Here is a 23,631-nt window from a genome sequence, read left to right as displayed (position 1 = left end):
GGTCACTGACCGGGCCCGCTCGACTAGCTGACCGTTTACTGCTGCTCGGCCCGCTCGCGCTCCTCGTAGGCCTTGGCCTTGCCGCGGGCTTTCTCGGCGGCGGCTTCCTTCTTGCCGGCGTTGCGCTGCGCTTCCGCCTTGTCCTGCTGAGCCTTGCCCTCTTCGGCCAGGCTGTCATTGCCGATGATGATCCCGATGACCTGCTTGGTCTTCCCGAGGGCATCCTCGACGATGCCACGGACGAGTTCGATCGGACCACTCTTGACGTCAACCATTGCGTCTACCTCCCTTGTCGACTGGCTGGCTTGTTCCGGGATTCCCGATCGCGCGGCCGACGCAAACGTGGCAGCAACGTGTCCCACACCACAACATTTAAGTCTTGCCACGTCGGCGGCCGGTTGCCGCCGAAAACTCATTTCCGGCACCCGATTCGGCGGTTACGACCGCGTCAAAATCGTCGCCCGCCGGGCCGTCGATCCGCGGGCGCCCGAGTCGGCGTCGCGGTGCGTGAAACCGCTGTTTAGTCGGGGTTTCGCCGTCGGATCGCGGCAGTTGTGGAATGCAGTACCGATAGGTATACAGTATGGGTACAAACTCGCCAGTCGATCAGCTATGAGGGGACGGTCTGATGAGCGCCGCCGACCGCGTGGTCACCGATGCGGCGGTGCTGTATGAGACCACTGAAACCGGTGTGGCGGTTCTGACGTTCAATCGCCCGGATCGGCTCAACGCCTGGGGCCCCGACATCGCCGCCGGGTTTTATGCGGCGATCGATCGCGCCGAACAGGATCCGGCCGTCCGGGTCATCGTGTTGACCGGCCGGGGCCGGGGGTTTTGCGCGGGCGCGTATTTGGGCGCGCCAAGTTCGGCACCCGGCTATGGCGAGACGATGGAGAAGGCCGGTCAGACGAATCTGGCCGAGTTGGTCGGGGAGCGCCCGCCGCACTTTGTGACGACGTTGCGCAAGCCCGTCATCGCGGCCGTCAACGGGGCGTGTGTCGGCATCGGGTTGACCCAGGCGCTGATGTGCGATGTCCGGTTCGCGGCCGCCGGCGCGAAGTTCGGCGCGGTGTTCGCGCGTCGGGGTCTGATCGCGGAGTTCGGCATCTCTTGGATACTGCCGCGGCTGACCAGCTGGGGCGTCGCCCTCGATCTGTTGCTGAGCGGGCGGACGTTTCTCGCCGAGGAGGCGGCCGAGTTGGGTCTGGTCAAAGAGGTTGTCGCGCCGGACGATTTGATGAAGCGCGCGCTGGAATACGCCGAGGACATCGCCGCGAATTGCTCCCCGGCGTCGATGGCGGTGATCAAGAGGCAGGTATACGGCGACGCGACCCGCGACGTCGAGCAGGCCAATTCGCTCGCCGAAGTTTTGTTGCACGAGGCGATGCCGCGCCCCGATGTCATCGAGGGCATCACCAGTTTTCTCGAGAAGCGGCCGCCGCAATTCCCGGCGCTCGATTCGACCGACGCTTAGTGTTCGCCGGTAATGGCGGAAAGGATGATCATGGCTGAGTTGGGTTACCAGGCGATCGACGTCGACAATCACTACTACGAGCCGCTGGACTCGTTCACCCGCCATCTGGACAAGAAGTTCAGGGGGCGGGGCGTCCAGATGGTCAACGAGGGCAAGCGGACCTGGGCCGTGATCGGCGGCCGCATCAACCATTTCATCCCCAACCCCACCTTCGACCCGATCATCGTGCCGGGTTGCCTCGACCTGCTCTTCCGCGGCGAGATCCCCGACGGGGTCGATCCGGCCTCGCTGATGAAGGTCGAGCGGCTGGCGGAACACCCCGAGTATCAGAACCGCGACGCCCGGATCGCGGTGATGGACACCCAGGACATCGAGACGGTGTTCATGCTGCCGACGTTCGGATGCGGAGTCGAGGAGGCGCTCAAGCACGACATCGAGGCGACGATGGCGTCGGTGCACGCCTTCAATCTGTGGCTCGACGAGGACTGGGGCTTCGACCGTCCGGATCACCGAATCATTGCCGCACCGATCATCTCGCTGGCCGACCCGGACAAGGCCATCGAAGAGGTGGAGTTCGTGCTGGCGCGCGGCGCCAAGCTGGTGCTGGTGCGTCCGGCGCCGGTGCCCGGCTTGGTCAAGCCGCGGTCGCTGGGCGATCGCAGCCACGACCCGGTCTGGGCGCGGCTGGCCGAGGCAGGGGTGCCGGTCGGGTTCCACCTGTCCGACAGCGGCTATCTGCACATCGCGGCGGCCTGGGGCGGCAAAGCGACGTTCGAGGGCTTCGGCGCCAAGGATCCGCTGGATCAGGTGCTGCTCGACGACCGCGCCATTCACGACACGATGGCGTCGATGATCGTGCACGGCGTGTTCAGCCGTCACCCGAAGCTCAAGGCGGTCAGCATCGAGAACGGCTCGTACTTCGTGCACCGGCTGATCAAGCGATTGAAGAAGGCGGCCAACACCCAACCCCAGTACTTCCCCGAGGACCCGGTGGAGCAGTTGCGCAACAACGTCTGGATCGCGCCCTACTATGAGGACGATCTGGCCGACCTCGCCGGCGCCATCGGCGTGGACAAGATCCTGTTCGGTTCCGACTGGCCGCACGGGGAAGGCCTCGAATCGCCGGTGTCGTTCGCCGAGGAGCTGAAGGGCTTCAGCGAGTCCGACGTTCGAAAGATCATGCGGGACAATGCGTTAGACCTGCTCGGCGTCCAAGTCGGCTCGGCCGCTTGACCTCCCTTGATCACCCGAGGCCGGCTACACCAGTGAGCGAATGGACCATAGGGGCGGTTCTCGACGAAATCGCCCACGTCGTCGGGGACCGGACGATGACGGTATGCGGCGGCCGCCGCAGCACCTTTCGCGAGTCGGCCGAGCGCACCCGCCGGCTGGCAAACTTCCTGGCGGGCAACGGGTTAGGGGCACATCGGGAGCGCGCGACGCTGCAGAACTGGGAATGCGGGCAGGACCGGGTGGCGCTGGTCATGCACAACGACCTGTACCCGGACATGGTCATCGGCTGCCTCAAGGCCCGCACCGTCCCGGTGAACATCAACTACTACTACACGCCGAACGAGGTCCGCGAGCTGCTCGACTACGTCAAGCCCCGAGCGGTCATCTACCACCGCGGCCTGGGCGCGAAATTCGCCGACGTGCTCACGGATGCCGGCGTCGACCTGTTGGTGTCCGTGGATGACGGCAGTGGCGCTGCGGAACTGTCGGGCGCGGTGCCGTTGGATGACGCACTGGCGCAAGGGGATACCGACCGGGGGGTGACGGCGTCCCCGGACGATCTGCTGATGATCTGCACCGGCGGCACCACCGGTCGGCCCAAGGGCGTGCTGTGGCGACAGTCCGACATCTATGTGTCCTCCATGGTGGGGGCCGATCATGCCTGCGCGGAAGAGATCCACGACAAGGTGCGCGGTAACGCCGGTGCGCCATGGTTCGCCGTCTCGCCGTTGATGCACGCGGCCGGCATGTGGACGGCCTTCTCGGCGATCATGGCCGGCACCACCGTGGTGATGTATGACACCGGCCGCAAGCTCGAACCGCGATTGGTGTGGGAGACCGCGCAGCGCGAAAAGGTCGGCCTGATGACCATGGTCGGCGACGCCTACGCCGCGCCACTGGTGGCCGAGCTGCAGGGCGGCTCCTACGACTTGCCCTCGCTGTACGCCATCGGGACCGGCGGCGCCGCAACGAATCCCAAGTATCAACAAGCCCTGCTGGAGCTGTTACCCCACATCACCCTCATCAACGGTTACGGCTCATCGGAGACGGGGAACATGGGCTTCGGCCACAGCCGGCGCGGCTCCCAGGCCGACACCTTCACGCTGCGCGAAGGCGGCTTGGTGCTTTCCGAGGACTACAGCCACTTCCTTTCCCCCAGCGAGCCGGAAGTGGGCTGGGTCGCCCGGGAAGGGCGAATACCGTTGGGCTACTTCGACGATCCCGACGCCACCCGCAAGACCTTCCCCGAGATCGACGGCAAGCGAGTGGTGATCTCGGGTGACCGCGCCGCACTGGAAGCCGACGGCGCGTTGCGGTTGTACGGCCGCGACTCGCTGGTCGTCAACACCGGCGGCGAGAAGGTCTTCGTCGAGGAGGTCGAAGAGGTGCTGCGCGCCCACCCGGCGGTCGCCGACGCGCTGGTGGTCGGCCGGCCCAGCGAGCGCTGGGGCGAAGAGCTGGTCGCGCTCGTCGAACTGCGCGACGGCGCCACCGGAACCGCCGAGGAGCTCCACACGCTGTGCACGTCGCGACTGGCGCGGTTCAAGGCGCCCAAGGAGTTCCTCGTCGTCGAGCGGGTTCAGCGCTTGGGCAACGGGAAGGCCGATTACCGTTGGGCGAAACGTCACGCAACAGCAAAGGCGCCGATGTCGAGATGAAAGCTATCGATTGCCTGGTCAACGTGCACTTCGGCGAGACCGAGCAGCAGCCGACCTGGATGCTCAAGGTGCGGGACGACTACTTCAAGGGGCCGGAGTCCATGTTCGCACCGGTCGAGTTGTCGAAGCTGCTCGAGGAGATGGACGCCCAGGGTGTGCGCAAGGCGATCTTGATGGACAACCTGGCCAAGCCGTCGGTGACCGCGCGGAAATTCGTCGAGGAGAAGCCCGACCGGTTCGCCCTGGCGATGGGTGGGGTCAACCTGCTGCGCCCGATGCCGTCCCTGCGTGAGTTGTCCGCCATCGTCGACGACCTGCCCGTCGCCTATGCCGCTGTGGGACCGAGCTTTTGGGGCGACGGCCAATACCCGCCCAGCGATGCCGTCTATTACCCGCTGTACACCAAGTGCGCCGAGCTCGAGCTGCCACTGTGTATCAACACCGGCATCCCCGGGCCACCGATCCCCGGGGAGGTGCAGAATCCGATCCACCTCGACCGGGTCTGCGTGCGATTCCCGGAGTTGAAGCTGTGCATGATTCACGGTGCGGACCCGTGGTGGGACATCGCGATCAGGCTGTTGATCAAATATGCCAACCTGCGGTTGATGACGTCGGCGTGGTCGCCGAAACGGTTGCCGGAGAGCCTGTTGCACTACATGCGGACCCGCGGGCCGGACAAGGTGATCTTCGCTTCCGACTGGCCGGTGCTCAAAATGCACCGCGTGGTTCCCGAAGCGGCCGGGCTGGAGCTGCCGGCCCACGTGCTCGACAACTATCTCTACAACAATGCCCAAGAATTCTTCTTCGGTGGCCAGGAGGAAGGCTGAGGATGGACCGCTATGAACTACGTAGGCTCGACTACAGCCTGACGTCGGATCACGAGGCGTTGCAGGCCGCCTACCGCGATTTCTTCAAGACGCATTGTTCGATCGAAACCGTGCGCGCCGCGGAGGAAACCGGCTTCGACAAGAATCTGTGGGAACGGTTGTGCGCCATGGGCGCAACGACCATGGCGGTGCCCGAATCCGCGGGCGGAGACGGGGCGACGCTCGTCGACCTGACCCTGGTGGCCGAGGAGATCGGCCGGTCGCTGGCGCCGGTACCGTGGATTGACCAGGTCTGCACCGCACGGCTGCTCGCGCGCCTCGGCGCGGTCGAACCCGATGTGGTCCACGGCAAGCGACTCGCGGCCTTCGACCCGCAGCACGACAGCGCCGCCGGGGCGCGGCTTTTGCCCACCGGGTCGATCGCCGACCAGATCATCGTGCGCGACGGCGACGACGTCGTCGCGCTGACGTTCGGCACGCGCCCGACCAAGGTGGACAACATCGGCCGGCTGCCGATGGCCTGGGTGGATCCCGCGTCCGCCGATACCCGCACCGTGCTGGCCGGCGGATCCGAGGCGCTGGCCGAATATCAACGGGCGCTGGATGAGTGGCGGGTGCTGAGCGCGGCGGCGTTGGTGGGCCTGGTGGAGGAGACCATGACCATCGCCGCCGAATTCGCCAAGACCCGCTACACGTTGGGCGTGCCGATTTCGACGCTGCAGGGCATCTCGCATCCGCTGGCCAACATCGCGATCACCGTGCAGGGCGGTCGCAACCTGGCGCGGCGCGCGGCCTGGTTCCTCGACAACGAGCCGCACGAGCGCCCGGAGCTGGCGTCCTCGGCGTTCGTGTTCATGGCCGAGGAGGCGGCGAAGGCCGCGACCATGGCGGTGCATATCCAAGGGGGACTTGGCGTTTCGGCGGAGGCCGCCGCGACGGCATATCTGGTGCGAGCCCGTGGCTGGGCATTGGCCGGCGGGGATCCCGGCGCCAGCGCCAAGTATGTCGGCGAGCTGGTCGCCGCGCGCGAAAGTGGAAAGGGCGCCTAAGTGGATTTCTCACGAGTCACGCTGTCCGACGACGATCAGCGGTTCCTCGAAGAAGCGCGCGACTTCCTGCGCACGCATGTGACCGAGGACGTCAAGCGCAGGGACCGCGAAACGGGTGACAACTTCGACGAAGGAGTGCACCTGGCATTGGGCGCCGCCGGTTACCTCGAACGCGAATGGAAGTCGGAGGCCGACGGCGGCTTCAGCAGGGTGCGTCGGCGCATCTGGGAACTGGAGAAACGGCGCGCGCACGTGCCCTGGGTGACCTGGGGCACCACCGCCATGGTGGCCCGCTCGGTCGCGAAGTTCGGCTCGGCCGAACTGCGGGACGAGGTGTTGCCGGGCGTGTTCAGCGGGCATGTCCGGCTATGCCTGGGCTACACCGAACCCGAGGGCGGGTCCGACATCGCCACCTGCAAGACCCGCGCGGTGCGTGACGGCTCGGGAGATGGGGGCTGGATTATCAACGGTTCCAAGATGTTCACCACCGGCGCGCACAACTGCCAGTTCGTCTTCCTCATCACCAACACCGACCCGGGTGCGCAGAAGCACAAGAGCCTCACGATGTTCCTGGTTCCGCTGAACTCCCCGGGCATCGAGATCCAGGGCATCCGCACCGTCGACGGCGACCGCACCAACATCGTCTACTACAGCGACGTGCGCGTCGACGACAAGTATCGCCTGGGCGACGTGAACGCGGGCTGGACGGTGTTGCGCGAGCCCCTCAACACCGAGCACGGGGCGGTCGCGGCCGCACCGGACGGGCTGCAAGACGTGTCGATCATGATGCACCAGGCCGGTTTCATGGCCGACGCGCTGGACAAGGCGGCGGCCAAAGTAACGCAGCCAGACCCGAACGGGCGCAGGCTTATCGACGACGCCGCGGTGGCCTATCGCCTGGGCCGCAGCGCCGCGCGGATGGAAGCCTCCCTGAGCGCGCCCAGCATCTTCGGACGCGTCGCGCTGGCCCAGACGATGCGTGACATCTCCCCGGATCTGATGGACATCCTGGGCACGGCGTCGACGCTGCCCGTCGGCACCGACGGGGCGGCCGACGACGGCGCCGCCGAGTACGTGTACCGGTTCGCGCCGCTGGTCGGGATCTATGGCGGCACCCTCGAGGTGTTCCGCAACATGATCGCGCAGTACGTGCTGGGTCTGGGCAAGCCGGCGTACGCGCCCGTCGCGCAGAAAGCCTCGTAGCGCCCGGCTAGCGCTTCGCACCAGCGAAATCCAATGTGAAGCTAGGGCTTTGGGTGTGAATTTGCGGCGGGGTTTGCCGGCGCGTCGTCGCCCGGTAATGACACTCAAAGCCGAGGATTAACACTCGACGCGCCCCCGGCTTGCCGACGCCGTTGCTTCCTGCCGTCGAGTTAGGTTACCCTAACTTCGATGGAAGGAGGTCTGATGGCGACAACATGGGTGGGCGCGCTGCTGCGGAAAAGGCGCGATCCGGGACCGTCCCCCTTTCCGCATCAAGCGACGTTTCTTCTGGACAATCCAGTTCGGCGAGCGCTGATGCCGCCCCGGCGCATCATCGACGCCTTGGACCTGACCGGCACCGAGCGGGTTCTCGAACTCGGACCGGGCCCGGGTTTCTTCAGCGTCGAGATCGCTCGCCAGCTCACCGATGGCAGGCTCGACTTGTTCGACCTCCAGCCGGAGATGCTGGAGAAGGCTCGGCGCCGACTCGAGCGGGCCGGCTTCGTTGATGTCGGCTTCACCAGTGGGCAGGCAAGCGAGCAATTCCCGTTCCCCGACAACGCTTTTGATGTGGCGTTTCTGGCGGCGGTGATAGGGGAGGTGCCCGACCAGCAGGCATGCTTACGCTCGCTGCACCGCGTCTTGAGGCCAGGCGGCCGACTTGTTTTCGTGGAGATGCCGTCCGATCCCGACCGGCTGAGCGTGCCGCAGTTGCGCGACCTCGCCGAACCGGCGGGCTTCGAGTTCACCCACGCAACAGGAAACCGCAGGGAAGACGTCGTGCACTTTCGCGCGGTCGCGCAGAAAGCCTCTTGACGCCGTCAGGTCGTGAGGATGGTCGCCGCGGCGGTGCCCGGCGCGCCGTAGAGCTGCGTGAATCCCACCTTGGGGTTGCCGGGCACCTGACGATCGCCCGCCTCACCGCGGAGCTGGCGCACGATCTCGTGGATCTGCCGCAAACCGGAGGCGCCGATGGGCTCGCCGTTGGCGATCAGCCCGCCGTCGGTGTTGACCGGCATCGCACCGTTGATCTCGGTGGCGCCGTCGGCCAGTAGCTTCTCCTGATCGCCGTGCTCGCAGAAACCGCACTCGGCCATGTGAATGATCTCGGCGCCGGCGTCGGTGTCCTGCAACTGGATCACGTCGACATCGTCGGGGGCGATGCCCGCCTTCTCGAAGGCGGTGCGGGCGGCGTAAACCGTTGGGGCCACGTCTTCTTCGACCGGGGCGCACGTGGTGTTCACCTCGTAGGCTCCGTAGCGGCGGGTGCGGACCTCCACCGCCCGCAGGTAGACGGGCTTGGAGGTGTAGCGGTGCGCGATGTCCGCCCGGCACATGACCACGGCGGCGGCGCCCTCGTCGGGCGCGCAGAACATGTACTGGGTCAGCGGATAATTGAGCATCGTCGAGTTGAGGATGTCTTCCTCGGAGATCGGCTTGCGGCGAAAGGCGTTGGGATTCATGGCCCCGTTGCGGAAGTTCTTGGCCGCGACCTTGGCCAGGGTCTGCTGCGAGATGCCGTGGTCGTGCAGGTAACGGTTGGCTTTCATGCCGAAGAACTGGGTGGTCAGATACTGCCCGTTCTGCGCATACCAGCGCGGCATGCCGACCAGGGCGGGGTCTTCGGTGAACGCGCCGCGCGGGTGCTTGTCCAGTCCGATGGCGATGCCGATGTCGTAGTCGCCCAGTCGGATACCGTCGGCGCACGCCTTGGCCGCGCTGGCCGCGGTCGCGCACGCGTTGAACACGTTGGTGAACGGGATGCCGGTCAGCCCGACCATGCCGACGATCGCGTCCGGGTTGGCCACCGTCCAGCTGCCGCCGGTGGCGAATTGGACGTCGCGCCAAGCGATACCGGCGTCGGCGACAGCGGCGTGGATCGCGTCGACGCCCATCTGCATCGCCGACTTGCCCTCGAAGCGCCCGAACGGGTGTAAGCCCACGCCGATGATGGCGACATCATTCACGCCGCGCCACTCCTCACGCAATAGCTCCTGCATTCTTGAGTTCGTCGATCCGGTCCCAGTCCATGCCGAGCTCCATCAGGACCAGCTCGGTGTGCTCGCTGGCCTGCGGCGCCCGCGTCGTCGTCAACGGCTCGTGGTTGAACTGGACGGGGCCGCGGACCACGCGGAACGGCTTGCCGCCGCCGGCGAGCTCGACTTCGGCGATCATGTCGTTGGCGATCGCCTGCTCGTCGTCGACCAGGTCGATGAGGCTCTGGAACGGCGCCCATTGGCCCTTCATGGTCTTAAGGTGTTGTCGCCAATAGGCAAAGGGCTTGGCGGCGAAAGCTTTTGCGATCAGTTCGGCGGCGGCGTCGGCGTTCTGGATCAGCGGGAGCACGTCGGAGAAGCGGGGATCGTCGGCCGCCTCGGGGATGCCCAGGTGTTCGAACGTGTCGCGGATCAGCCCGGTCGGGCTGATGATGCACAGGTTGATCGTGCCGCCGTCGGACGTTTCGTAGTTGCCCATGAAGGGATTCACCGACGGCGCGCCGGAACCCGGCATGGGGGTGCGCATGACCTCGCCGGTCTCCATGCCCTGCGTCACGCTGGCGCCGGCCGCCCACCAGGCAGTGCTCAGCAGCGACACGTCGAGCTCGACGGCCTCACCGGTGCGCTCGCGATGCAGCAGCGCGGCCGAGATGCCACCGGCGATGAACATGCCGCCGATCGAATCGCCGAACGCGGGAATGCCTTGTCCCAGTGCGCCGCCCAGCTCCTCGGGGGTCAGGGCGTACCCGATGCCGCTGCGCGTCCAGAACGCCGTGCCGTCATAGCCGCCGGTGTCACGCTCGGCGCCTTTGTCGCCGTAGGCCGAGCCACGGGCGTACACGATGTTCGGGTTCACCGCCCGAATGTGCTCCACGTCGAACTTGTGCTTCTGGCGCTGCGCGGGCATGTAGTTGGTGAGGAACACGTCCGCGGTCTTGGCGAGCTCGTAGATGACCTCCTGACCGCCGGGCGTGGAGACGTCGATGCCGACGCTGCGTTTGCCGCGGTTGGGATGTTCCATCAGCGGGTGTCGTTCCGGATCGACTTGAATGCCACCCATATTCAAGAACCCGCGCTGGGTGTCGCCGCGGGCCGGGTGTTCGACTTTGATGACGTCCGCTCCCCAGTCGGCCAGGATGGCTCCCGCCGCCGGAACGAAGGTGAACTGCGCAAGCTCCAAGACCCGGAAGCCCGACATGACTTTGACCATTTTGCCGACCCTACTTCGCGTCGAACGTCACCGGAAGCGCATTCGGGGACCGGAAGGGCTGACCGTGGATGTGCGGGTCATCGTCTGTCAACAGGGCGAGGTTGGTCAGCCGGTTCAGCAGGCATTCCATCGCGACGCGTGTTTCCAGCCGCGCCAGATGCAAACCCAGGCAGGTGTGCTCCCCGGCGGCGAACGAGATGTGGGGCGTGTGCTTGCGGAAGATGTCGAACTCTTCGGCGCGGTCCCAGCGCCGCTCGTCGCGGTTCGCCGAACCGATGCACACCCCGATCACCGAACGGGCCGGAATCTGCACGCCTTCCAACTCGGTGTCTTCGGTCGTGAAGCGTTGCACGGTGGTCAGCGGTGTCTCGTAGCGCAGCCCTTCCTCGATGGCCGGTGCCAGCAGCTCGCGGTCGGCTTGCAGCGCGGCGAACTGCTCCGGGTGGGTGAGCAGCAGATACAGCAGGTTCCCCGAGGAGCGGTAGGTGGTCTCCAGGCCGGCGGGCAGCAGCAGCCGCAGGAACGAATAAATCGCTTCGTCGGTGAGCTTTTCGCCGTCGATCTCCGCGGTGACCAGGTCGCCGATGATGTCCTCGGTGGGCTTGGACTTGCGCTGTTCGATCTGCTCGACGAAATAGTCCTTGAGCGCCGTCGAAGCCTCGAAGGCGCGTTCGTAGTTGACGTGGTAGCTGATCAACTGCACGGCGCGGGTGTGAAACATCGGCAAGTCTTCGTCGGGCAACCCGAGCAGCCGGGCGATGACCCGGGTGGGAAACTCGAACGTGAACTGCCGGACCAGGTCGGCTGTGCCGGTTCCGATGAACTCGTCGATCAGGGCATTGCAGATCGGCCGCACGATGGTCGGCTCCCAGCGGGCCAGCGCCTTGGATTTGAAGGCCGCGGACACCAGGTTGCGGTGTTCACGGTGCTTCTTGCCCTCCATCGCCAGAATCGTCGGCCCCATGAACAGGCCGATGGTCTTGTCGTACGGCTTGGAGCTGAACACCCGGCCGTCCCGGAACACCGTGTTGACGGCGTCGAACGACATCGCGGAGTACTCCTGCTTGGGCAGCAGCGACTCCGGGGTCTTGGAATAGTCCATCACCGTGCCGGCGAACACGCCGGCCTCCCGCCGTTTGCGGGCAAAGAACGGGTAGGGGTCTCGCAGGCTGACGGTTTCGTCGCCGGCACCGGCGGCGGTGTGAACGTTGGTCGTCACCTGATCTCCAGCATCTTGATCTCAGCACGATCGAACACTTCTTCGTAAGATCGTACTGTAATTATTACAGTAGGCAATATGGGCATTACCGGCGAGGTCGCTCGCGGGTTGGATACCGAAGGTGATTGATGAGCACACTCGACGGACACGCTCCCGCCGCACTCGAACGGCGGGTCGCTGAGCTGGGCGCCGTCCTTGCGCGGCAGCGCCAGGCGTTCGTGGATGAGGGGCCGCCCGGGCTGGCGGTGCGGCGCAACCGCATCGATCGGTTGATGGCACTCGTGGTGGACCACACCGATGCGTTCGTGGAGGCGATGGCGGCGGACTTCGGCACCCGCTCCAAGGCCGCTACCTTGTTCACCGAGGTCATCGGGATGTTCTCGGTCATCGAGCACACCAGATCCCATGCGGCCCAGTGGATGCGGCCCACCAAGCTGCTGCCGGCCGCGCGGCTGTGCGGACTGCGGGCGGAGGTTCAGCCCTCGCCACTCGGGGTGATCGGGATCATCGGGCCGTGGAACTTCCCGCTCAATCTCGTTGTCCTGCCCGCGGCCACCGCGTTCGCGGCCGGCAACCGGGCGATGATCAAGATGTCGGAGGTCACCTCGCATACCGCCGATCTGATGGCCTCGCTGGCACCGGAGTACTTCGACCCGGACGAGTTGCACGTCGTCACCGGTGGTGCCGACGTGGCGGCGGCCTTCGCAGGGTTGCCGTTCGACCATCTCTTCTTCACCGGCTCACCGTCGGTCGGGGCGCTGGTGCAGCGCTCGGCGGCACAGAATCTGGTTCCGGTGACGCTGGAGCTCGGGGGCAAGAACCCCGTCGTCGTCGCACCGGCTGCCGACGTTCGGAGCGCGGCGGCACGGATCGCCCAGGCTCGCATGGTCAACGGGGGCCAGGACTGCGTGTGCCCCGACTACGTGTTCGTGCCCGAGGAGAAGCTGGACGCCTTCGTCGACGCCGCGCGACACACCTTGCGGGACATGTTCCCCACGATCGTGTCGAACAAGGACTACTGCTCGAGTGTCAATGAGGCGAATTTCGACCGAGTCGTCGGGCTGATCGAGGATGCGCGGGGCAGGGGTGCCACGGTGGAAACCATTGCGCCGGTGGTGGAGTCGCTGCCGGACCGTGCCTCCCGCAAGATCGCACCCACCATCATCCGTGATGTCGACGACGGCATGAAGATCGCCGGCGAGGAGGTTTTCGGTCCGGTTCTCGTCGTCAAGGCGTATTCGCGGCCGGCCGAGGCCATCGAATACATCAATGCCCGACCGACGCCGCTGGTGGCGTACTGGTACGGACCCGACGATGCCGAATTCCGGGCCTTCGTCCGCAGCACCCGCAGCGGTGGGGTCGCCCGCAATGACTTTGCGGCGCAGATGATCCCGTCGGCGGCGCCGTTCGGGGGAGTGGGCCGCAGCGGGATGGGCGCCTACCACGGCAAGGCCGGTTTCGATGCGTTCAGTCATCACCGCACGGTGGTGGGCAATGACCTGCCCTTCAGCATCACCGGAAGCGCGGCGCCGCCGTTCGGCCGGCCCCTGCGGCTGGGCGCCGAGGTGATGATGCGCATGACACGCGCTCGCACCCGCCGGCGGCTCCGCGGCCACCCGCGCGGCTAGCGAGGTCTAGCGGTCGGCGCGTGCGGATCCCGGGCTGGTCAGCCTCGCGGCGCGGGCCAGCAGGTCCGCGTAGCGCACGCCGAGCAGCCGCGGCAACGCCGCCATCGCCCGCCCGTCGGGGCCGATGAGGATCCGGGCCCGATTCTTCTCCGCGCCACGCAGAATGAGCCGAGCGGCCTTGGCGGGCGAGGTCAGCGCCGTCCGGTCGAAGAGCTTGGCCGCGAGATCGGGATCCTCGGTATCCGAGGTGCGCATGTTCGCGCCGAAGTTGGTCCGCACCACGCCGGGATGCACGCAGTGCACGGTCACCGGCCGGCCTTCCATGATCATCTCCTGGCGCAGCGCCTCGGTGAAGCCACGCACCGCGAACTTTGAAGTGCTGTAAGCGCCCTGGTAGGGAATCGCGATGAGACCGAACGCGCTGGACAGGTTCACCAGTCGGGAGGGGCTCCGGGGGGAGCCTGCCTCGATCAGTTGCGGCAGAAAGGCTTTGGTGCCGTTGACGACGCCGCCGACGTTGATGCCCATCAGCCAATCGAAGTCCTTCCAGGACATGTCCGCCACGCCGGCGAACAGGTCGACTCCGGCGTTGTTGAACACCAGCGAGGCGGGCCCGTGTTGCCGGTGCACCTCGTCGGCGAAGCCCAGCACCGCATCCCGGTCGGCGACGTCGACCCGATACGGCGTGACCTGCCCGGGCGGACACCCGGCCTGGGTTTCGGCCAGGCCATTCGGATCGATGTCGGACACAGCGACGTGCGCGCCTTCTTCGGTCAGTGCCCGCGTCAAGGCGCGGCCGATGCCCGAGCCGGCACCCGTCACCACGGCGACACGGCCTTGGTACTTCATGAGTTCCCTTCCTCCACAATCGCTTTGATCCGACCCACGGACGTCTCGAGGTTCTTTTGCAGATCGCTACGACGATCCCGGACGAACAGGAACAGGCGCTCGAAAACCACAGCGCCGAGCGGCAACGGCACGCACATCCGGAAGGTTTCGGTGAGGCGCGCGGTACCCGCGGTGGTACCGGGTTCGATCAGGTATGTCCATTGCGTCCAGTCGCCGCCCATGGCCTGCACCACGAACGAAAACTTATGTCCGGGCCACGCGTCGACGACTTCGGCATCCGTCCGCCACCGGCCGAGCCGTCGGCGGTTCCAAGCGCGAAAAAGGTTGGGCGACAGCCACGTTGCGCGTCGCGTCTCGGGACTCCACTCGGGGATCCTGGTGACGTCGGCGATCACGGCGTAAACCTGGTCGGCCGACGCGCGCACCTGGGCCGAGGCCGTCAGCGTCTCGTCCTTCTGCAGCAACGACATGGCCTGCGCCCTCCTCAGCGGCTACCGGCGCTGCCGGTCAGCCATTGACCGCCTGCTCGCGCGCCCACCGGTAGTCGGCCTTGCCGGACGGGCTCCGCTCGATGGCCGCGCGGAACACGATCGCTTTGGGGAGCTTGTAGCGCGCCAGCGTCTGCGCGGCGTGGGCCACCAGTTCCGCCGCTTCGGCGCTGGCACCTTCAGCCAGCGCCACCACGGCGACGACCTCCTGGCCCCACCGTTCGCTGGGCCGGCCGGCGACCACCACGTCGGCGACGGCGGGATGTGACGCGATGGCCGTTTCGACCTCCTCGACGAAGATCTTCTCGCCGCCGGAGTTGATGGTCACCGAATCGCGGCCGAGCAACTCGATGGAGCCGTCGGCGCCGTGGCGCGCGCGGTCGCCGGGGACGGCGTAGCGCACGCCGTCGATCACCGGGAAGGTCTTGGCCGTCTTGGCCGCATCGCCCTTGTAGCCGAGTGGAGCGTAGCCCCGCTGCGCCAGCCAGCCCATCCCGTCGTGCCCGGGTGCCAGGATCGCCGAAAGGTCCTCGGCGGCAACGAAAGTGTCCGGCCCGGCGTTGAACGTCCCCGTCGCCACCGCCCCGGACGTCGACATGTGGTGCATCTGCGCCCCGGTCTCCGACGATCCGACACCGTCGACCACGACGGCGTTCGGCAGCGTCTCGATCAAGCGTTTCTTGACGTACGGGGTCAGCAGGGCGCCGCCGTTGGCGACGACCGCCAGCGACGACACATCGGCGATCCCCTTCTCGATGGCGGCGACCAGGGGGCGCGCCATCGCGTCACCGACCACCGTGACCACCATGACCTTCTCCCGCTCGATGGTGCGCACCACGTCCTCGGCGTCCAGATGGTCGACGACCGTGGGAAACACGACGGACTGGCCCGTGGTGATCGCGGTCATCACACTCCACTGGGCCGCACCGTGGATCAGCGGGGGCAGGATCATCAGCTTGGTGCCCGGCCCGGAGGCGGCGCGTTCGACGATCTCGTCGACGGAGCTCGACGGCTCGCCGGTCATCAGGTTCCGTCCGCCGAAGGACGTCATGAAGATGTCGTGCTGGCGCCACAACACGCCCTTCGGCATTCCCGTCGTGCCACCGGTGTACAGGACGTACAGGTCGTCGGCGGAGTGCTGCACGGGCGGCGGCACCGGGGACACCGACGCCAGCGCGGCCTCGTAATCGACCGCGCCCTCGAGCAACTCGTTACCCGAGTCGTCGGCGATCTGGATCAGCACGCGCAGCTGTGGCAGCTCCGGCAAGATCTCGGCGACTCGCGGTGCGAACGCGGCGTGGTAGAGCAGCGCGGTCGCGCCGGCGTCCGCCAGCAGGTATTGCAGCTCGCTCTTCACATAGCGGAAGTTGACGTTGAACGGGGCGACGCGCGCCTCGAAGCTGCCCAGCAACGCCTCGACGAATTCGTTGCCGTTGTAGGCGTAGAGGCCCAGCAGATCCTGGCCCACTTCGTGACCGCCGAGCGCGGAGCGCTCGGTGTGGCAGCCCAACCCCTGCGAATGCAGGTATGCGGCCAGCCGGGTGGAACGTTCGATCACCTGCGCATAGGTGTAGCGCCGATCGCCCTGGATGATCAGCTCGCGATCGGGGATCGCGGCGGCGACGGCCTTCGCGACGGCCGGGACCGTGAATGTTGTTGTGGTGTCGGACATCGTGCCTCTCACGGCTGGTGGGGGAGCAGTCGGACCATCAGGCCGTTGGCTTCGCTGAGCAAGGTTCCATCGGCGGCTATCATAGTAGCGTCAATGAAAACCTTCCTGCCCTCGATGTCGGTGATGCGGCCCCGGGCCGTCAGTGGCTGGTCGATCGGGGTGATGTTGCGGTAGTCGACGTGCAGGAAGGCGGTGCGCGTCGGGCGGATGTCCGCGGTGGTCACCACCATGCCGAACAGCCAGTCGTAGAACAGCGGGATCATGCCGCCGTGCACGGCCCGGTTCCCGCCGATGTGCGAGGTGGTGAAGTGGCCGGCCATCGTCACGCCCTCGGGGCCGGATTCGGTCACCAGCCAGGGCGGCATCAGGGGATGGGCCAGCCCGGGCAGCGTCAGCACGCGGCCGGCCACCGCCTCGGTCTCCGGGACCTGGTGGCCGTCCAGCAGCGCGCAGGCGTTCTCCAGGTGCGCGGCCGCGGCGGCCCACAACTCGGGATCGGGCCTGGTGGACACCGTCAGGTCCTGCAGCCGGCGCAGCGCGGCGACGAACGGGCCCAGTTCCGCAGGGGCGTTCTCGACGGGTCTGACGTCGGGAAATCCGCCACGAACTTCCGGCGCGGTATCGGTCATCGCGTTCCTTCGTCCCAGGCCCGCAGCAGGTCGTCGGTGCCTGTGATGGTGGCCAGCAGCGACAGCGTGTTGGCGATCATCGCTGCACCATAGTCGGCGGGTATGCCGGCGACCGCGTCGCGGGGGACGACCACCCGGTAGGCGGCGTTGACGGCGTCCATGACGAGGTTGGGGATGGCGATGTTCAGTGAGACGCCCACCACGACAATGGTCGACACCCCGAGATTGCGCAGCACCGCGTCCAGGTCCGTGCCGCCCATCGGGCCCACGCCGTGCCAGCGGCGCAACACCAAATCCGAAGGCTCCGGCCCCAATTCGGGCAGCAGTTCCGCACCCGGCGTGCCGGGCGTGATGTCCACCCGGTTCCCGCCGCCCATCGCGAAGATCTTTGCGTTGTGGTTGGAGCCGAGCCCGTCGGACCGGCGCTGCACGAGGCAGTGCACGATGCGCACCCCGGCCGCCCGGGCTGCCGGCAGCAGGCGCGCGATGTTGGGCAGCGCTTCGCGGCGGGCTTCCTCGGCGAGCATCGCCAGCCCGGCGTCGGGACCCATCACCGCGCCCTGGCACTCCTGGGTGACGATCGCGGTGTGCGCGGGCGCGATCAGTTCGGCCAGCCGATCCGTCATGCGGGGGCGCCCACCGGCGCGACGTCGTAGAACTGGGTCGCCCACTTCCGCAGCGCCATATAGCCTTTCGCGTCCGTCTTCGACAGCGCGGGGTGTTCGACGTACTTCTGGTAGCGCCAGATCTGCAAATCGTCGAACACGGTGGACAGGAACTGCTTCTCGATGACCTCCCGCAGTTTGCCCTCGGGGACGTCCGCGGTGTCTCCGGGCAGTCGCGGCCACCAGATCGAGTAGAACAGGTCGGAGCATTCGTCGTCGACCGGCGTGCAGGTGAAGATCAGCCGATGATTCTGGGCGCCCTCGAAGACGCTGATCGCGCCGCCGAGGCCGAACAGGTGGCTGTGGAACCGCAATGCGAGGTCGTCCGGGTTGTCGCTGTGCGCGTCGGGCCAGCCGGCGATGAACTGCCATTCCTGGTCGACGATCCTCCACTCCAGCACCCTGGGCGTCACGGTGGCGTGGTGCACGTACTCGAAATGCGCACTGTCGGGCGCATTTTCGGCCACGATCTGCGGGTGCACCGGTTCGCGCTCCGCACGCCGGGAGAACTCCGGGTATGCGCGGTAATAGGCCGCGGGGTCCGTCTCGAATTGCGGGAACTTGTGAAAGATGTCCGGCATCTCCCACTGCGGCTCCTTGCCGTCCGGATGGTGCCAGACGAAGACGCAGTCGTACTGCTCGCGGACGGGATACACCTTCAGCCGTACCCCGCGGTTGGGCCGGTCGGGCTGGTAGGGGATGTATTTGTTGCAGCCGTCCGGGCCCCAGCGCCAGCCGTGGAAGGGGCACTCGACGCAGTCGCCGACGACTTTGCCGCCGTGGCCGAGGTGGGCGCCCAGGTGCTTGCAGTGCGCTTCCAGGACGTGCAGCTCGCCCTGCTCGTCGCGGTAGGCCACCAGGTCCTCGCCGAAATACTGCAGCGGCCGCACCTCGCCGACGGGAAACTCCGGGGACCAGCCGACCATGAACCAGCCGGTGACCTTCCAGGTGAACGGGACTTTCACACCAGCGCCTCTCGCCATCGTTGATACTAAATCCATTACAGTATAGATTTCAGCAGTCCGGCCGGCGCACGGCAAGGAGTGAAATGACGACAGCGGCTGACGAGCTGGAAGCCATCCGACAACTGAAGGCGCGCTACTGCCGCTTCCTGGACACCAAAGACCTCGAGTCCTGGCGCGACGTGTTCACCACCGATGTCGTGGTGACCCTCGATATGGCGGTGTCCACCGCCGGTGCCGACCCGCAGACCGCGCCACCGATCGAAGGCGTGCAGAACTTTGCGCCGATGGTGATGGGCGGGCTCGGGGGAGTCGCCACCAAACATCACTGTCACACCCCCGAGATCACGCTCACCTCCGCGACCACCGCGGCCGGCATCTGGGCGATGGAGGACCTGCTGATCTTCGGTGACGGCCGCGAGTTGTACGGCGCCGGCCACTACCACGAGACCTACCAGAAGCGGGACGGTCGTTGGCAGATCAAGTCGCTGCACCTCACCCGAACCATCCTGAAGATCACCGGCGGTGACGATGGCAAAAGCTGATACCTCGTTCGACGTGCTCGTCATCGGCGCCGGTTTCTCCGGGCTGTACATGCTGCACCGGCTGCGGCAACTCGGGCTGCGCACGCGCGTGCTGGAGATGGCCGAAAAGGTGGGCGGAACCTGGCTTTTCAACCGGTACCCGGGCGCGCGCTGCGATATCGAGAGCATCGAATACTCCTACAGCTTCTCCGAAGAGATTCAGCAGGAGTGGGTATGGACGGAGTCGATGCCGGCCCAGCCCGAGATCGAGGCCTATCTGAACTTCGTGGCCGACCGGCTCGACCTTCGCCGCGACATCCAGTTCGGCGCCAAGGTCGTCGCGATGACGTTCGAGGAAGAAGCCGGCTGGTGGCAGGTGCGCACCGAGACCGGCGAAACCTTCCGGGTCCCGTTCGTCGTCGCCGCCTCCGGAATTCTGTCGGTGCCGCTGGAACCCGACATCCCCGGAATGGATACCTTCGCCGGGACCTCCCTGTTCACCAGCCGCTGGCCGGAGGGCGGCGTGGACCTCACCGGCCAGCGGGTCGGTGTCATCGGCACCGGTTCGACAGGCGTTCAGCTCATCCCGGTGGTGGCCCGAGAAGCGTTGCACCTGTCGGTGTTTCAGCGCTCGCCCGCCTACACCCTGCCCTGGCGGGTACATCGGTTCGAACCGGGCGAACTGGACGACATGAAGGCCCGCTACGCCGACATCCGGGCGGCCCAACGCGCCCACCCGATCGGGGCGGCGCGGTTGAGCGCCTTCTCCGTGCTGCTGGAGATGCTCGGCCGGCCGCCGCTGAAGTCGGCGACCCGCGAAGAACAAGTGCGCGCCATCGAGGAGAACGGCGTGATGGGGGCGCTGAACTGGGGTGACATCTTCTTCGACATCGAAGCCAACCGGATGGCCGCCAGGCTGTACGGCGAGGCGGTGGCCCGGATCGTCAAAGATCCCGACACGGCCGCCTCGTTGGTGCCGGTACACCCCTTTGCCTGTAAGCGGCCGATCATCGACCAGGGTTACTACGAGACGTTCAACCGGGACAACGTCAGCCTGGTCGATCTGCGGAAGTCGCCGATCCGCGAGGTGACACCGACCGGAATCCGCACCGAGGACCGGGTGCACGAACTCGATGTCATCGTGTACGCCACCGGCTTTGACGCCATGACCGGTGCGCTCAGCCGCATCGATGTGCGCGGTCGCGGGGGAATGTCGCTGGGCGAGTTCTGGGCCACCGAGGGGCCGCTGTCGTATCTCGGCCTCGCGGTCGCCGGCTTCCCGAACCTGTTCACGGTTCAGGGGCCCGGCAGCCCGAGCGCCGCGACCAACTTCGTCGCCGCCCTCGAACAGCACGTGGAGTGGATCGGTGACTGCATCGCGTATCTGCGCGCCAACGACATCCGCACCATCGAGGCGCTCAGCAGCGCCCAGCAGGAATGGATCGACCACGCCACCGCGCTCGTTGCGCCGACCGTGCTGGTTCATCCGTCGTGCAACTCCTGGTACAACGGTGGCAACGTGCCCGGCAAGAAACGGATGTACATGGGTTATACCGGCGGGATACCCGAATACCGGCGCCGCTGCGACGAAATCGCCGCCGGCGGATACATCGGGTTCAAACTGGTCTAGCTGGCGAAGGTGAGCGACATGGCGACGGCGTTGAGCGGGCTGAGCCTGGCCAGAGATGTGGCCCGCGAATTGGGCATGCTGATGCCGCGCACGGTGGCCGGCCTGCGCGAGTCGACCGGTTGGTCCCCGCTCTCGCCGCGCGGTGCGCGTCAGTTCGGCGAGGCGATGCTCGATGAACTTGTGCTGAGCGCCTTTTCGCTGCTGGGCGCTAGCCCTGCACCGATGCGGCCGTTGGATGGATGTACCGCGGCGGCCGAGGAGCTCTCCTCGTTGGGCATCGACCGGGCGCACGCCGAACCGAACCCGTTGCGGCCGACGTCGATTCGCAGGCGCAGCATCGCCGGCCTTGGCTACGAGCGGATGGCTTTCGAGCACGACCCCGCCTTGCCGGCCACGCTGGCGGCCGAGGGTTTGGGCGGCCCGGCGCGGGCGGTGGTGCACCTGTGCCGGCACCACGACGGGCCCAGGCCGTGGCTGGTGTGGGTGCACGGCGCGGGCCAGGGTGGCACCGAGGACCTGCTGCTGTCCCGGATCGGACGCATACATCACAAGCTGGGGTACAACGTCGCGATGCCGGTGCAGCCGGGCCACGGTTGCCGGCGACGCCAATGGCCGACCTATCCCGACATGGATCCGCTGGGCAACGTGGCGGGAATGATGCGCGTGGTTTCCGAGGTGCGCGCCGTCGTGCGCTGGGTGCGGCCGCAGGCCACGGCCGTTGTGGTGGCGGGGATTTCGATGGGAAGCCCGGTGGCCGCGCTGGTCTCCCACCTGGAAAAGCAGACCGACGCGGTCGCGCTCTACACGCCCATCCTGGGGCTCAACGCCATGATCGCGCGGCACCTGCAACGGTGGGGCTCATCGCGCGAGGGATTCCGCGAGCTGCTGGAATCGCCGGCGGTCACGAAGCTGACCTCGGTGATCGATCCCTTGGCGGTCATTCCGTCCCCGCCGCCGCAGCGCCGGCTCATCGTCGGGGCGTGGCACGACCGGATGGCGATGCGCGAGCCCACCGACGCATTGCAGGAGCGCTGGTGCGGCCAACTGTACTGGTACGACGGCAGCCACGTCGGGCACATCTTCTCGCGACGGGTGCAGCGCATCACCGACCGATTCCTGGGCGAGGTGGCCGCGCTGAAAGCGGACGACTCGGTGCCCGACTGATGGCACCCACTTGGACCGCGCGAACCGTGGTCGAGCTCTACAACCTCGTCGTGTGGAACGAACGCAACATCGAGATGGCCGAGGAATTGTTGGGCGACACGGTGATTCGGCACGAGGTCGGTGGTGCGCGCACGCTGACCCACGCCGAAGCGGTGCAGCGGGTGGTGGACATGTGGGAGCTGGCCGATTCGCTGCACTTCGACCTCAACATCGTCATCGAGGGCGACGACGGCGAGCACGTGGCGATCGTCTACGACTCGACGATCACCACCAAGGACGGCACCGAGACCAATATCGCCAGCATCGAGGTGTTCCGCGTCGTCGATGGCAAGATAACCGAGGTTTGGAACGGCGGCTACCAGCAAGGGGTTTGGAATTGACTGACCGGACGCTTGATGAATTGGGGTTCTACCTGTTGGCCGGGGCGGGCGGTGAGGGCCCGGCGACGTTGATGGACGAGGCCCGCCGCGGCGAGGAACTCGGCTTCGGCACCGCCTTCATCTCAGAGCGGTGGAATGTCAAGGAGGCGTCGTCTCTGGTCGGGGCGGCCTGCGCGGTGACCAACCGGATGCAGATCGCCACCGCCGCAACCAATCACAACACCCGTCATCCGCTGATCACCGGGTCGTGGGCGACCACGATGCATCGCCTGTCGGGCGGCCGGTTCACCCTGGGCGTCGGCCGAGGCATCGCCGCGATCTACGGGGCCTTCGGCATCCCGGCGGTGACGACGGCGCAGATGGAGGACTGGGCCCAGGTCATGCGGCGGCTGTGGCATGGCGAACTGATCTTCAATCACGACGGCCCGATGGGCAAGTACCCCATCCTGTTTCTCGATCCCGACTTCAACGAGGATATTCGACTGGCGCTGGTGGCCTTCGGTCCCAACACCCTCGCGCTCGGGGGGCGCGTGTTTGACGACGTCATACTGCACACCTATTTCACCCCGGAGACCTTGCAGCGCAGCGTCAAAATCGTGAAGTCGGCCGCCGAGAAGGCCGGCCGTGACCCGGACAGCGTGCGGGTGTGGTCGTGCTTCGCCACCGTCGGTGACCATCTGCCCGAAGAACTGCGGCTGAAGAAGACCGTGGCGCGGCTGGCCACCTACCTGCAGGGCTACGGCGATCTGCTGGTGCAGACCAACAACTGGGATCCCGCTGTGCTGCAACGGTTTCGCGACGACCCGGTGGTCACCTCGATCGCGGGCGGGATCGATCACAAGGGCACCGCCGAGCAGATCGAGCACATCGCGACGCTGATCCCCGAGGAATGGCTGGAGCCCTCGGCCACCGGGTCCGCGCAGCAGTGTGTGGATCGCATCCGCAAGGAATTCGACTACGGGGCCGACGCGGTCATCATGCACGGCGCCACCCCCGACGAGCTCGAGCCGATCGTCGCGGCCTACCGGTCTGCCAGGTAGCGCGAGCAGACGCAAAAGCACCTGATTTCGCCCGAAAATGGGCAATTTTAAGGGCTTTTGCGTCTGCTCGGCGGAGGAATTTACGGCATGATGACGGTCCGGGTGACCGGTTCGGCGGCGGCCTGCCTGC

Annotated in this window: 23 protein-coding genes; 13 read left to right on the top strand and 10 right to left on the bottom strand. The window is 66.6% G+C overall.

The annotated features are described in order from the left end of the window. Positions 1-35: 35 nt before the first annotated feature. Positions 36-275, bottom strand: coding sequence for a CsbD family protein (locus A5622_RS25285; RefSeq protein WP_066866550.1), 240 nt, complete (start codon positions 273-275; stop codon positions 36-38). Between the two features lie 353 nt (positions 276-628). Here A5622_RS25285 and A5622_RS25280 point away from each other — a divergent pair, with 353 nt between their 5' ends. From A5622_RS25280 to A5622_RS25250, 7 genes are all read left to right on the top strand, one after another. Then, the gene (locus A5622_RS25280) at positions 629-1,474 is read left to right on the top strand and encodes an enoyl-CoA hydratase (RefSeq protein WP_066881946.1); all 846 of its coding nucleotides are present in this window, start codon (positions 629-631) and stop codon (positions 1,472-1,474) included. A gap of 30 nt (positions 1,475-1,504) precedes the next feature. Then, positions 1,505-2,707: an amidohydrolase family protein gene (locus tag A5622_RS25275; RefSeq protein WP_066881954.1), complete on the top strand. Its 1,203-nt coding sequence runs from the start codon at positions 1,505-1,507 to the stop codon at positions 2,705-2,707. Between the two features lie 32 nt (positions 2,708-2,739). Next, positions 2,740-4,365 (top strand): acyl-CoA synthetase, encoded by a 1,626-nt coding sequence (locus tag A5622_RS25270; protein WP_066881944.1) that lies wholly within the window; start codon positions 2,740-2,742, stop codon positions 4,363-4,365. Continuing rightward, entirely contained in the window at positions 4,362-5,192 is an 831-nt protein-coding gene (locus tag A5622_RS25265; protein WP_066881942.1) for an amidohydrolase family protein, read from the top strand. The genes A5622_RS25270 and A5622_RS25265 overlap by 4 nt, the downstream gene beginning before the upstream one ends. A 2-nt stretch (positions 5,193-5,194) precedes the next feature. Beyond that, the gene (locus tag A5622_RS25260; RefSeq protein ID WP_066881940.1) at positions 5,195-6,241 is read left to right on the top strand and encodes an acyl-CoA dehydrogenase family protein; all 1,047 of its coding nucleotides are present in this window, start codon (positions 5,195-5,197) and stop codon (positions 6,239-6,241) included. Then, on the top strand, positions 6,242-7,444 hold the full coding sequence (locus tag A5622_RS25255) for an acyl-CoA dehydrogenase family protein (protein ID WP_066881938.1): 1,203 nt from the start codon (positions 6,242-6,244) through the stop codon (positions 7,442-7,444). 219 nt (positions 7,445-7,663) lie between these two features. Further along, positions 7,664-8,260: a class I SAM-dependent methyltransferase gene (locus A5622_RS25250; RefSeq protein WP_197497884.1), complete on the top strand. Its 597-nt coding sequence runs from the start codon at positions 7,664-7,666 to the stop codon at positions 8,258-8,260. Between the two features lie 5 nt (positions 8,261-8,265). On the opposite strand, the gene A5622_RS25245 is transcribed toward A5622_RS25250, so the two are convergent. From A5622_RS25245 to A5622_RS25235, 3 genes are read right to left on the bottom strand one after another with little or no spacing between them, the layout of a single operon-like run. After that, positions 8,266-9,411 carry a thiolase family protein gene (locus A5622_RS25245; RefSeq protein WP_066866648.1) on the bottom strand — a complete coding sequence of 382 codons (1,146 nt, stop codon included), beginning with the start codon at positions 9,409-9,411 and terminating at the stop codon, positions 8,266-8,268. Positions 9,412-9,424: 13 nt separating this feature from the next. After that, positions 9,425-10,639: a CaiB/BaiF CoA-transferase family protein gene (locus A5622_RS25240; protein WP_066881952.1), complete on the bottom strand. Its 1,215-nt coding sequence runs from the start codon at positions 10,637-10,639 to the stop codon at positions 9,425-9,427. Positions 10,640-10,661: 22 nt separating this feature from the next. Further along, on the bottom strand, positions 10,662-11,870 hold the full coding sequence (locus A5622_RS25235; RefSeq protein WP_066881934.1) for a cytochrome P450: 1,209 nt from the start codon (positions 11,868-11,870) through the stop codon (positions 10,662-10,664). Positions 11,871-11,998: 128 nt separating this feature from the next. Here A5622_RS25235 and A5622_RS25230 point away from each other — a divergent pair, with 128 nt between their 5' ends. Next, on the top strand, positions 11,999-13,498 hold the full coding sequence (locus A5622_RS25230) for a coniferyl aldehyde dehydrogenase (protein ID WP_082994691.1): 1,500 nt from the start codon (positions 11,999-12,001) through the stop codon (positions 13,496-13,498). 6 nt (positions 13,499-13,504) lie between these two features. Here the strand turns inward: A5622_RS25230 and A5622_RS25225 are convergent, their stop codons facing one another. The 6 genes from A5622_RS25225 to A5622_RS25200 are packed head-to-tail and all read right to left on the bottom strand — an operon-like array spanning position 13,505 to position 18,766. Continuing rightward, positions 13,505-14,347, bottom strand: coding sequence for an SDR family oxidoreductase (locus A5622_RS25225; protein WP_066881932.1), 843 nt, complete (start codon positions 14,345-14,347; stop codon positions 13,505-13,507). Next, entirely contained in the window at positions 14,344-14,817 is a 474-nt protein-coding gene (locus tag A5622_RS25220) for an SRPBCC family protein (RefSeq protein WP_066881930.1), read from the bottom strand. The genes A5622_RS25225 and A5622_RS25220 overlap by 4 nt, the downstream gene beginning before the upstream one ends. Positions 14,818-14,854: 37 nt before the next feature. Next, a complete protein-coding gene (locus A5622_RS25215) occupies positions 14,855-16,507 on the bottom strand; it encodes an acyl-CoA synthetase (protein WP_066881928.1) in 1,653 nt (550 codons plus the stop codon). A gap of 8 nt (positions 16,508-16,515) precedes the next feature. Next, positions 16,516-17,136 carry a PaaI family thioesterase gene (locus A5622_RS25210; RefSeq protein WP_066881926.1) on the bottom strand — a complete coding sequence of 207 codons (621 nt, stop codon included), beginning with the start codon at positions 17,134-17,136 and terminating at the stop codon, positions 16,516-16,518. Then, complete coding sequence (locus A5622_RS25205; RefSeq protein WP_066881924.1) at positions 17,133-17,762, bottom strand: cysteine hydrolase; 630 nt, start codon at positions 17,760-17,762, stop codon at positions 17,133-17,135. Before A5622_RS25205 ends, A5622_RS25210 begins: the two co-directional genes overlap by 4 nt. Beyond that, positions 17,759-18,766, bottom strand: coding sequence for a Rieske 2Fe-2S domain-containing protein (locus A5622_RS25200; protein ID WP_066881922.1), 1,008 nt, complete (start codon positions 18,764-18,766; stop codon positions 17,759-17,761). The genes A5622_RS25205 and A5622_RS25200 overlap by 4 nt, the downstream gene beginning before the upstream one ends. 83 nt (positions 18,767-18,849) lie before the next feature. Between A5622_RS25200 and A5622_RS25195 the strand changes: the two genes are divergently transcribed. Genes A5622_RS25195 through A5622_RS25175 form a run of 5 tightly spaced genes read left to right on the top strand, consistent with a single transcriptional unit; the run spans position 18,850 to position 23,501 of the window. Further along, positions 18,850-19,308 carry a nuclear transport factor 2 family protein gene (locus A5622_RS25195; protein WP_066881920.1) on the top strand — a complete coding sequence of 153 codons (459 nt, stop codon included), beginning with the start codon at positions 18,850-18,852 and terminating at the stop codon, positions 19,306-19,308. Next, the gene (locus tag A5622_RS25190; protein ID WP_066881918.1) at positions 19,295-20,917 is read left to right on the top strand and encodes an NAD(P)/FAD-dependent oxidoreductase; all 1,623 of its coding nucleotides are present in this window, start codon (positions 19,295-19,297) and stop codon (positions 20,915-20,917) included. Before A5622_RS25195 ends, A5622_RS25190 begins: the two co-directional genes overlap by 14 nt. 18 nt (positions 20,918-20,935) lie before the next feature. Continuing rightward, positions 20,936-22,081 carry a PHB depolymerase family esterase gene (locus tag A5622_RS25185; protein WP_066881948.1) on the top strand — a complete coding sequence of 382 codons (1,146 nt, stop codon included), beginning with the start codon at positions 20,936-20,938 and terminating at the stop codon, positions 22,079-22,081. Further along, positions 22,081-22,461: a nuclear transport factor 2 family protein gene (locus tag A5622_RS25180; RefSeq protein ID WP_066881916.1), complete on the top strand. Its 381-nt coding sequence runs from the start codon at positions 22,081-22,083 to the stop codon at positions 22,459-22,461. The genes A5622_RS25185 and A5622_RS25180 overlap by 1 nt, the downstream gene beginning before the upstream one ends. Next, positions 22,458-23,501 (top strand): TIGR03857 family LLM class F420-dependent oxidoreductase, encoded by a 1,044-nt coding sequence (locus A5622_RS25175; RefSeq protein ID WP_066881914.1) that lies wholly within the window; start codon positions 22,458-22,460, stop codon positions 23,499-23,501. Before A5622_RS25180 ends, A5622_RS25175 begins: the two co-directional genes overlap by 4 nt. The last annotated feature ends 130 nt before the right edge of the window (positions 23,502-23,631 follow it).

The sequence above is a fragment of the Mycobacterium sp. 1245801.1 genome, from assembly GCF_001673055.1.
Taxonomy (GTDB): Bacteria; Actinomycetota; Actinomycetes; order Mycobacteriales; family Mycobacteriaceae; genus Mycobacterium; species Mycobacterium europaeum_A.
The sequence above is the reverse complement of the archived record's forward strand: the minus strand, read 5'-3'. Positions and strand labels throughout refer to the sequence as shown.